The 9,911-nt window shown below is 56.7% G+C and carries 10 protein-coding genes; 1 reads left to right on the plus strand and 9 read right to left on the minus strand.

Going from position 1 to position 9,911, the window contains the following annotated elements:
- Nucleotides 1–356: 356 nt before the first annotated feature.
- The 9 genes from lysS to ACTHV6_RS11300 all read right to left on the minus strand — a co-directional run bounded on the left by lysS (nt 357) and on the right by ACTHV6_RS11300 (nt 8,768).
- Complete coding sequence (lysS, locus tag ACTHV6_RS11260) at nt 357–1,886, minus strand: lysine--tRNA ligase (RefSeq protein ID WP_441387670.1); 1,530 nt, start codon at nt 1,884–1,886, stop codon at nt 357–359.
- Nucleotides 1,887–1,939: 53 nt separating this feature from the next.
- Nucleotides 1,940–2,356, minus strand: coding sequence for an aspartate 1-decarboxylase (panD, locus tag ACTHV6_RS11265; protein ID WP_441387671.1), 417 nt, complete (start codon nt 2,354–2,356; stop codon nt 1,940–1,942).
- Nucleotides 2,357–2,366: 10 nt separating this feature from the next.
- Nucleotides 2,367–3,221, minus strand: coding sequence for a pantoate--beta-alanine ligase (gene panC / locus ACTHV6_RS11270; RefSeq protein ID WP_441387672.1), 855 nt, complete (start codon nt 3,219–3,221; stop codon nt 2,367–2,369).
- 435 nt (nt 3,222–3,656) lie between these two features.
- Nucleotides 3,657–3,875, minus strand: coding sequence for a type II toxin-antitoxin system VapB family antitoxin (locus tag ACTHV6_RS11275; protein WP_441387674.1), 219 nt, complete (start codon nt 3,873–3,875; stop codon nt 3,657–3,659).
- Nucleotides 3,876–3,948: 73 nt separating this feature from the next.
- Nucleotides 3,949–5,205, minus strand: a complete 1,257-nt coding sequence (locus tag ACTHV6_RS11280; protein ID WP_441387676.1) for an ABC transporter permease — start codon at nt 5,203–5,205, stop codon at nt 3,949–3,951.
- Nucleotides 5,202–5,867 carry an ABC transporter ATP-binding protein gene (locus ACTHV6_RS11285; RefSeq protein WP_441387678.1) on the minus strand — a complete coding sequence of 222 codons (666 nt, stop codon included), beginning with the start codon at nt 5,865–5,867 and terminating at the stop codon, nt 5,202–5,204. Before ACTHV6_RS11285 ends, ACTHV6_RS11280 begins: the two co-directional genes overlap by 4 nt.
- Nucleotides 5,867–7,111 carry a peptidoglycan-binding protein gene (locus tag ACTHV6_RS11290; RefSeq protein WP_441387679.1) on the minus strand — a complete coding sequence of 415 codons (1,245 nt, stop codon included), beginning with the start codon at nt 7,109–7,111 and terminating at the stop codon, nt 5,867–5,869. Before ACTHV6_RS11290 ends, ACTHV6_RS11285 begins: the two co-directional genes overlap by 1 nt.
- A gap of 120 nt (nt 7,112–7,231) precedes the next feature.
- Nucleotides 7,232–8,047: a hypothetical protein gene (locus tag ACTHV6_RS11295; RefSeq protein WP_441387680.1), complete on the minus strand. Its 816-nt coding sequence runs from the start codon at nt 8,045–8,047 to the stop codon at nt 7,232–7,234.
- A 199-nt stretch (nt 8,048–8,246) separates the two neighbouring features.
- Nucleotides 8,247–8,768 (minus strand): hypothetical protein, encoded by a 522-nt coding sequence (locus tag ACTHV6_RS11300; protein WP_441387682.1) that lies wholly within the window; start codon nt 8,766–8,768, stop codon nt 8,247–8,249.
- A gap of 170 nt (nt 8,769–8,938) precedes the next feature.
- Between ACTHV6_RS11300 and ACTHV6_RS11305 the strand changes: the two genes are divergently transcribed.
- Nucleotides 8,939–9,886 carry an AfsA-related hotdog domain-containing protein gene (locus ACTHV6_RS11305; RefSeq protein WP_441387684.1) on the plus strand — a complete coding sequence of 316 codons (948 nt, stop codon included), beginning with the start codon at nt 8,939–8,941 and terminating at the stop codon, nt 9,884–9,886.
- Nucleotides 9,887–9,911 lie beyond the last annotated feature (25 nt).

Below are 9,911 nucleotides of genomic sequence, written 5' to 3' on the forward strand. Positions count from 1 at the left end.
GACCGACAAGCCCAATCAACACCCGTCAAAAGGACCTGTCAACAAGGTAACGGGCCGCCAATTTTCTTAGGGATTTCATGATAGATCCTTATCATTCAGGAGAAGGTGCTCCTATGCACCTTCTCAACAAACCTAGAAATCGAATAGGAATGACCGCCCGGTATCGAGCGGAGATATATGCTCACGAGAGCGTTGAAGTACATACATTTGCCGGATCACAGGGATGAGCGATCCATTGCTAGCAATATATCCAAACTAGTGAGTCCTTGCTTGGATAGATTCAATATAACCCTAGGGAATAGGAAGAGTAATCATTCTTTTCGTAAAGTGAGCTATATCACTTGCGGAAGGAACGTCTACCTAGCCTGCGGCTTAATGAATGGGAAGGTTATCGTTTCCCGAATCCCCAGTCCGGTCATGGCCGTGAGTAGGCGGTCAATCCCCATACCCATACCACCACTTGGCGGGAATCCCTGCTCCATGGCTTCAAGGAAATCCTCGTCCAACTGCATGGCCTCCGGGTCCCCCTTGGCAGCCTCAAGTGACTGGGCTACGAAGCGTTCACGCTGAATCACAGGATCGGCCAGCTCGGAATAGGCGGTTCCCAGTTCCATACCGCGCACGTACAGGTCCCATTTTTCGGTCAGTCCCGGCTTGCTACGGTGAGGCCGCGTGAGTGGAGAAGTGTCCTCCGGGAAGTCCCGCACGAAGGTAGGCGCCCATAGCTTGGAACCGACAAGTTCTTCGAAGATCTCTTCGGCGATTTTTCCCGCCACCCAGTAAGGTGCCACGGAAATGCCGTGGGCATCAGCCAACTCTTCGAGCCGCTCCTTGGGTGTTTCCACAGTGACTTCTTCGCCAACTGCCTCAGAGATGGCTGTGTACAGGTCAATATTGGCCCACTCGCCGCCAAAATCGTATTCGGTGCCGTCTGCGAGCGTCACCGTGGTGGTTCCCAACGTATCCATACATGCATTCTGAATAAGGGATTTGGTCAGCTCGGCCATCGTGTCATAGGTGCCATATGCTTGGTAGGCCTCGAGCGCCGTAAATTCCGGGGAGTGCGTGGAATCGGCGCCCTCGTTGCGGAAGTTTCGGTTGATCTCAAATACGTGATCAATCCCGCCCACCACGGCGCGCTTGAGGTGCAGCTCGGTGGCGATGCGTAGGTAGAGGTCCTCATCGTACGCGTTGATGTGAGTTTTGAAGGGACGGGCGGCTGCTCCTCCATGCAGGACCTGGAGCATCGGGGTTTCGATCTCCACATATTCGCGCTGGTCGAAGGTGCTGCGCAGGGACTTCATAACGCCCGCTCGCAAGCGCACCATGTCACGGGCCTGTGGCCGCATGATGAGGTCGAGGTGGCGCAGGCGTACCCGAGATTCCTCGGAGAGGGACACATCCTCGCCCTCTGCGTTCGTGTACACCTTGGGGAGCGGGCGCAACGCCTTGGAAGCAATCTGCCATGAGGTGGCGAACACGGAGAGCTCGCCACGCTTGGAAGCACCCACATAGCCTTCCACAAACAGGTGATCGCCAAGATCAACAAGCTGCTTATACGAGGCGAGCGCATCGGCACCCACGTTATTGAGCGACGTGATCACCTGCAAGCGCGTGCCAGCGCCGTCCTGAAGCGTGGCAAAGCAGATCTTTCCACCCGTTCGCGAGAGCACGACGCGCCCGGCAACACCCACGCGATCATCGGTCAGCTCAACGCCGGCCTCAATGCCCTCGTACTTCGCACGAATATCGGCAATGGTTGTGGTGATGGGAAGCTCAACAGGGTACGGAGAAATGCCCTGATCGATCAGGGCCTGCCGCTTGGCCTTCCGGACCTGAATCTGCTCGGACGTTTCATCTTGCACAGGCTTCGTTTGTTCACTCACGCATCACAGCTTATCGGCACAAACGCGCCGCCGCACAGCCACGAAGGGTGATTTTAAGCGCGGTACTCCTCGAAACGAATTCCGGAAGATTCCAGATCTGCCTCGTGGGGAACCTGTCCCGGCTCGCTGGAGACCAAGACTGGCCGATTATTCTCATCCACGAATACCACGTGAGGCTCGTATGTTCGGCACTCGTCTTCTTCGAGCATCGAGTACGAAATGACGATCGCTAGATCGCCTTCGTTCACCAGATGCGCAGCCGCACCGTTGATCGTCATAACGCCTGATCCGGGTTCGCCCGGAATCGCGTACGTGGTGAGGCGGGCTCCGTTCGTTATATCGACGACGTCCACCTGCTGCCCCGGTAAGATATCCGCCTCATCCAGCAAATCTGAGTCAATGGTTACCGAGCCAACGTAATTGAGATCGGCACCTGTAACGGTGATCCGATGGATCTTTCCCGTCATCATGGAACGCATTCTAGGCATGGAAGGTCACCTCCATATTGTCGATGAGCCGCGTGGGGCCAACCCACGCCGCCGTAATGATGAGGCCACGGTCACCGCGCGGCGCGTCCTGAGCCACTAGGTCCTCAAAAGTCTCGGGATCAACAACGGCCAGATAGTCGAGCTTCACCCCAGGCGCCTGATCGAGGTAGCGCGTAGCAACGGTCCGGACCTGTTCGGGACCGGCGCCATGTTGCGCAGCGTCCTTGCCCAGCACGAGTGCCTGATTGAGGGCTAGTGCCTCAATGTATTCGTCCTCGCTGAGGTAAGCGTTTCGGGAGGAGAGCGCCAATCCGGACTCCTCGCGCTTGATCGGAACGGACTGAATCTCAACAGGCATGTTGAGATCCGCCACCATCGTACGGATCAGCGCCAATTGCTGGGCATCCTTCTGCCCAAAGATCGCCACGTCAGGGTGCACTAGGTTCAGCACCTTGTGGACCACTTGAAGCACACCTGCGAAGTGTGTGGGCCGCGTGGCCCCTTCATACACGGCAGCTATTGGACCAGGATCAATGCGCACCAGCGGCTCACGCGGGTACATGTCCGATTCTTCCGGCGCAAACACGAGGTCCACGCCCACGGTATCCAGAAGTTCAATGTCCTTGTCCAACTGCCGTGGATAAGCGTCAAAATCCTCATTCGGGCCGAACTGCAACGGGTTAACGAAGATGGAGACCACCACATGATCCGCCACCTTCTTCGCCGCACGCACCAGCGATAGGTGCCCATCATGCAAGGCACCCATCGTCATCACGAGGGCAACCCGGCCGGACAGCTTATCCAGCCCGTCCTGCAATTCTGCTTTGTTGCGTATCAATTCGCTCACGTGAAAAGACTACCGCGGCGTAGGTTAGCGGCCAAGGCACATTGGCCCGCAGCTGATCAGCTGTCACAAACCCAATAACGCTAACGGAATCACCGCATCAAGCAGTTTTGAATACGCAGTTGTTGTTGAGGATGCCGCGGCATACGAAGCGCAAGGATTCTTCCGGCGACACTATGGTTACCGGACGGCCCAGCAGGCGTAGCCGATCCCGTTAATAGGAACCTGCCGGGAGCAGCGTCTCAAATTTGTGGAAGATTCTGCCATTCGTCCAGCAGCACGGTGCCGCTACGCTACCATTTGCGACCGTTCTACGCTACCATTTGCGGTCCGACAAACCGTCATTGCAGTACCAATAGTCCCCTTGTTGAGGCGGAAATGCAGGGCGGTCAGGTTGGCTCCGCCGTCGTCGGCAAAACCCGCAACGAACGGAACCAACTAATCGAACGTGCGCGAAATCGGCTTAATAACGAGCGAACCCAGCTGCACCTCGAGATCGCTAAGTTCAGCGATACCGGAGACCATTTTTCCTTTTTGTTGTGAAGCGATGAGTTGGCGCAGGGCGAGCTTCACGACAGCTTCGCTCGAACTCTCACCGGTCAATTCCTTGGCCCGCTCAATCAAGTGGAGGTCAAGGTCTATGCTGGCGTTTGCCATACGTCCTCCTGAATATGTGTAAATTACGAATCGTGTACGTATCGCGTCAGGCCGATGGTCACTCCAAACCCACCTAATCCGACCGCACCGCAATGGCCGGCTGAATGGTGGCCGCACGCATGGCGGGATAGGCGGACGCGGCAAGCCCCACCACCATCCCCAGCACGGGCCCCAGCGCAATCCACCCAACGTTCAGGTAGGCGCTCCACGAATTGATGGCGGCAACAACGGTGATAACGATGGAGGCCAGCGCGGCCCCGGCCAGCCCGCCAAGCGCCCCGATCAGCCCGCCTTCGAACAGGAACACTCCGGCCACGGAGGATCGCGACGAACCGAGCGCCCTGCGCACCCCAATCTCCGTGGTCCGCGCCGTCACGGACACGATCATCGAATTGGTGATAAGCAAAACGGTGAGCACGATGAGGAACGCACCCACCCACGTGGCCTGAGTGGTGAGCTGATCGGACACGTTCTCACGGATGGCATTGGGAGAGATCACCTGCGAAACAGCCAGCTTCTCGGGCTGGGACGGAAGGATCGCCAGCCGCGCAACGCCAGAAACTTGGCTGCCTGCCCCCAGCTTGGTCCGGATCAGCACCTGACTCTCGCTATCCCCGTTGGCAATGGCCACCGAGTTCGTATAGGGAATCACCACCGCATCCGTGAACGAATGCTCGCCGGGAAGGAAGCCAATAATCGAATAGGAAACGCCGTTCACCACGATGGACAAGTTCCGCGTATCGTCCGTGACCGGAATCCCCAGCTTCTCCGCGGCCAGCTCCCCAAGGTACGCCACGTTCTGCTCACCGTCTAGCATCCACTGCATATCGCCGGTGTGGCGGATCTGCGCGGCGTCAAGGTATCCGCTCGTAGCCCCCTTGAGGCCCACGTTCACCATGGCGGCATCGATTGCCGGACGATCCACCTCGGACAGGCCCAGCAGATCCAGATCCAAGCGGAACCCGGAGGATTCCACCGTGGCGATTTCTCCGAGCCGCTCCACCGTATTAGCCGGGAAGATCGTGCGTACATCCTCTTCGCCTAGCTCCTCGCCGGTTTCGGATGCTCCCTCATCTTCGTCAGATTTCCCCTGAGCGGTCACCAGCACCTGCCGCGTGGCCGATGCCGCGATATCCGCATCGATCTGGTGAGCCGCGTTCTGCGAAATCCCCACGGATGCCAGCAGTGCGCCGGTGCTGAACGCCACCGCGCTCACCATCAGCACGGTTCGCGAAAACCGCGAGGAGAGTTCGATGGAGACGTCCCGGATCAGATCGCGCATCCGCAAGAGGAAGGCTCCGCGGGGCACTTTGTCTTTTGTGCGTTTCATTGGGAGATCCTCCCGTCGATAAGGTGGAGTACGCGGTCCGCCCAGTTCGAGATCCGTTCGTCGTGAGTAATGACGACGACGGCGACCCCTCGTGCCGCCTGCTCATCAAACAGATTAAGGACTGTGCCGGCGTTCTGCTCATCTAGGTTGCCCGTTGGTTCGTCCGCAAGGAGCACGCGAGGATCGGTGAGCATGGCGCGGCCAATCGCGAGGCGTTGCTTTTCTCCGCCCGAAAGCAGGCGTGTGAGTGATTCGCCGCGATGGTCCAGCCCCACCTGCCCCAAAACGCGATCCACCATGTCCTTGCGTTCCTTCAGCGGGATGGAGTTGATGGCCAGCTTGAGTTCGAGGTTTTCGATCACCGTGCGGTGGCCCAGCACGTGATAGTCCTGAAAAACGAAGCCCAGCATGTTGGCTCTCAACCTATCGCGAGCGCGGCCGGACAACCCTTCGATCGCCTCCCCCGCCAGCGTGAGAGATCCGGATGATGGCACATCTAATAACCCGATAATGTTGAGAAGCGTAGATTTGCCCGCGCCAGAATGGCCAACAATTGCCACCCGTTCGCCCTCTGCCGCGTTCAGGTTTACGCCTTTGAGCACCTCCACGGGAGGCTTGACCATATAGGTTTTGCAGATGTCTGTCAGTTCAAGAACGCTCATCAGTCAGACACTATGATCTCGTCGCCAACACTCAGATCCGGATCTTTCAGTACGGCGTAGCCCTCGCTGATCTGCGTCACGGTCACCGGAACGTGCTTGTTGGAGCCGGAGAGAACAACGAACATGTCCGGCCCGTCCTCGCGCAGGGCCGTCACAGGCACCGCGGGGCCGGACACGGCATCGCCGCCTTCTACCACCACAACGATCTCTTGATCATCCGTCAGTTCCTTGGGATCAGCCACCTCCACCGTGACGTCGTACCCCGGGATATCTTTACCCTCATCCGGCTTGGCCTGAGCAAACTCACCCACGTTGGCCACGCGGCCGGTGGTGGACATCTGGTTATCGCTGGCGGCCTGAACGGTCACATCCGCGCCAGTCTTGAAGGAATCCTTGTCCCCCACCCCGATGCGGACGGTTGCCGAGGCGCCGCCGCTTCGCAGCTTTGCGAGCGGTGTGTCCGCACTGACCTGCGTGTTCACGCCGGCCACCTTCACCACGGTGGCGCTGCCGGAGGTGAGCGTAACAAATTCTGAGCGCATAACGGGAACGTAGCTCTTGGCAGGTTCTGTTCGAACAACGGACGTGCCACCCGCCGGGCCACCGGCGGCACCGCCTTCACCGGTAGCAGCTCCAGATTCTGATTCCTTCTTATCGGAATCTGCGGAACCTCCGGCTTCGCCGCCCGCGCCTTCATCATCCGAGGCTTCCGCCACCGGCGCAGGTGCGGCAACACCAGCGCGGGTGTACAGAGCCTTGACTGCGGCTGCGGTGGCTGGCCCGTATTCGCCGTCGATCCCTCCGCCATACAATCCCAAATCGCGCAGCGCGCGCTGGATCTCACGAACGTCGCTTCCGGAATCCCCTACGTAAATATCGCGGTATAAATCAAATGGCAGGGCCAGCCCCATGACAGGGCGGCCAGATACCTCGGCAAGCACACCACCGGAATGCAGCGTGTCGCCAGCCGAAGCGTACTTGGCCGTCACCACCGGCAAGGAACCATCGGACGGCTCAACGGTCACGTCCCACGATTTTCCCAGAGTGAGCACGCCCTTGGATTGGATCTCATCGGGTGGCAGGGTGCGATCTTCCACCTGTGCCGTGATCACGGCTTTCGCTTGAGAGTTCTCTATCGCCTCCTCGTTGGGAGAACGAACAAAACGCCCCACCGCAAAGGCGCCTGCAACCAGCGCCAAGCAGGTCACCACAGTGACCCCGATCCACAAAAATCTACGCTTCACAAATCAAACCGATCATTAAGGTGACCCGTGGCCACACCTTTGCTGCCCACTCAGCGATGAGTGCTCTCAATATATACCCGCCCACTCGTTCCCAACTGGACCAAAGGGCGGCACGCCGCACTACGGCGCCTCAAACAATTCCGGATGTGCGGCGATGTACTCCTCGGCCTTCTCGACCGTGTTGTCCCACTTCTCCTTAGCAGCAAACAACTCCTCAGCATATTCCTCGATAATCGGTACCTGACGCTCAGCAGTAACATCCGCAGCACGCTGAGTGAAATCGATCTGATCCTTACACTCAACAGTTTTCAACGCCAGCTCAACCTGTTCCTCGTTGATGTTCTCAAAATCGGCGCCTGCCGGATACCAAGGGACTTCAGGATGCATTTCCATCCCGTTACTGACGTAACATTCCTCGAGCTCGCTAAATAGTTCCACCATACGAGGATCTAGGTCTACGGCTTCGACTTCTTCATTGAGCTCTTGCATGCCCGGACTTGGAGTCCACAGGTTCTCCTCATTGAACTTTTGGACTTCAGCAGTGTTTTCGCAGTTATCGAATACATCTTGGCGCTCTTCCATGCTCAGGCCCTCATTGGGATCAGGCACCCACTCATGGTCCTCAGGCTCCGGAACAATGTCATTAACGATCAGCGCCCCATCGCCCATCGGGCGAACAAAAGCATATTTCTCCGCAATTGATTTCGTCCACGGCCCGTACCTGCTCCACATGTGCTCACTTGGCATATAAGGATCCGGCCGCTCGGCCACCCACGGAATGTCAAGATTGTCCCGCGAACACTGCGCTACAGAAGCCATATAGGCACTCGTTAGAACTGACGAGTCCACCTGTTCGCCTAACTCCACGCTGTCACTGGGAAGCTGAACAATCCCAGTTTCCGGGTCAAGCTCTGCCGTGCGTTTCAGGCTACTCAATGCCGGATCGGTTGTCTGGCTATCCTGCGACGAACTCTCTTCACTGCTGCTGCATCCCGCTACGAACAACACACCTGCGCATACGATTAGGAGGGTAGCTCTGAGCCGATCTGTAGCCATTGGGCTTACTCCGTTCTGGCGTGTAGAAAGAAAGCCCGATTGGGTTCTCTTTCTACACCACCGATGGTTTTGTCACGGCTCACACACAGTTTGCACCACTGAAGAATTCAAACGACCGAATCTTGTTTGTCCAGCTGATATTCGTCGATCCCGCATTACCAGCACCGTTGGAAAGATTAGGATCCCGCGAGGTCCCACCCAAACGTGTCTGGCTATTCAGTACAAAGTGCCTAGTCTTGCCAGAATTAAAGAATCGCGTCTTGTGGCATAAATTGCCATTTGCGGCCGCCGAGTTTTGAAACGAATACGCCAAGGCGCCGCCCGGATTCTCCGCCCAAGTGTAGCCCCCGTTCTGAGCGGCTGCCGCAGCAACTCCGGTATAGTCTTTGCCAGTCCATACGCAGGCCCAGCCTAGCTGACAACCGGGAAATGCCAGAGGGACAATCTCGCTACCAGATTCCATCACAATGCTGTTAGCCGTTTGATCGGTGATGGACAGGTCGTCAGTTTCATCCGCTTGAACCGAGGTAGCAAGCAACCCGCTGGTTACCAACATCAGCGCTGCCAGCGCCCCTCCTGCCCATCTTTTTCTCTTACTCATCTCACATTACCTCTCATTAGGTGGTTACTCCTCCACATTGAGGAGTGTGGCTTAATCGTAAAGCCCAGAATGTCTTTGTGCAACACTCTGTTGCACATAAATGTAGGAGCTGACCGCGAGACTAAAATTAAGCTATCGATAGGCCGTCACGGATGCTTGAAGGTGAGAGTATGGTCAACAGCGCATTCGCCACCGCACCGAGAGGCAAGCTTCCGAAGAATCTTGTCCATCGACTCCATGAATCGGAGGCGTTCCTCCGGCACCCTATTACGGACGATGATCATCTGGTTTTCGGATTCTCAATCCCAGAAGACCACGAATTGTTCACAGGAGAGACCGAGTCTCCGCCTCTAATACTGATGCTCGAACTCATCCGCCAGCTAAGTATCGCAACATCACACATCTACGGTGGGGTTTCAATTTTATTTCATGCCATTTCGCGCAAGCTCCAATTCGAGTGGAATTCAGTTCCTATCTCAGTCGCGGCGCTCAACTCTGATAGAGCATCTGCCATTGTTACCCCAGAAATCCTCGAACGCGACGCAATGGGCACCAGTGCCATGACCTTTGCTATCCGAGTAATGTATTACGGAAAAGAAGTTGCCAGAGGTTCATGCTCTGCCTTACGAGCTACTCCCCATGAGTACAAAAAGTCTCGTGGACGACACTGGGCGTATACGAGCGTCAACTCAAAACAATCAACGCAGTTCCTATCTTCCGCCGCATCGACAACACGGGTACTTTCCGCAAATCTTGAATGGAACTGCCTCAACACGTTCTATTTTGATCACCCCACCGATCACGTACCTGGAATGGTGCTAGCTGGAGCAGCATTAGAGTGTTGGGAAACACTGAATCCAAGTCTCCCGCCTCATTCGATCACCATGAGCTTTACGAAATATGCGGAGTTAGACTCCGAAATCCGCGTCAGAGCAACCACCCGCAACAGAGCACCGTACAGACCAATGACTATAGACTTCTCCCAGAACAACCACCTTGTCAGCAGTGCCGTAGTTGAGACACTGGCCGAGCAGTCACACACTCAAGTAACAACCCACTTCGTCAAGTCGCAGTTGCCCAGAGGTAATGGCTTGGCACGAAGGCGTCATCTAGAATAATGGCATTATGGCTGAGTTTCGCGGG

This window comes from Ancrocorticia sp. (assembly GCF_052089425.1).
Classification (GTDB): Bacteria; Actinomycetota; Actinomycetes; order Actinomycetales; family Actinomycetaceae; genus Ancrocorticia.

Excerpts from the sequence above, each read along its gene's own strand:
- panD (WP_441387671.1), bottom strand. The coding sequence starts at position 2,356 with ATGATGACGGGAAAGATCCATCGGATCACCGTTACAGGTGCCGATCTC.
- ACTHV6_RS11280 (WP_441387676.1), bottom strand. The coding sequence starts at position 5,205 with ATGAAACGCACAAAAGACAAAGTGCCCCGCGGAGCCTTCCTCTTGCGG.
- ACTHV6_RS11305 (WP_441387684.1), top strand. The coding sequence starts at position 8,939 with ATGGTCAACAGCGCATTCGCCACCGCACCGAGAGGCAAGCTTCCGAAG.
- ACTHV6_RS11285 (WP_441387678.1), bottom strand. The coding sequence starts at position 5,867 with ATGAGCGTTCTTGAACTGACAGACATCTGCAAAACCTATATGGTCAAG.
- ACTHV6_RS11300 (WP_441387682.1), bottom strand. The coding sequence starts at position 8,768 with ATGAGTAAGAGAAAAAGATGGGCAGGAGGGGCGCTGGCAGCGCTGATG.
- ACTHV6_RS11275 (WP_441387674.1), bottom strand. The coding sequence starts at position 3,875 with ATGGCAAACGCCAGCATAGACCTTGACCTCCACTTGATTGAGCGGGCC.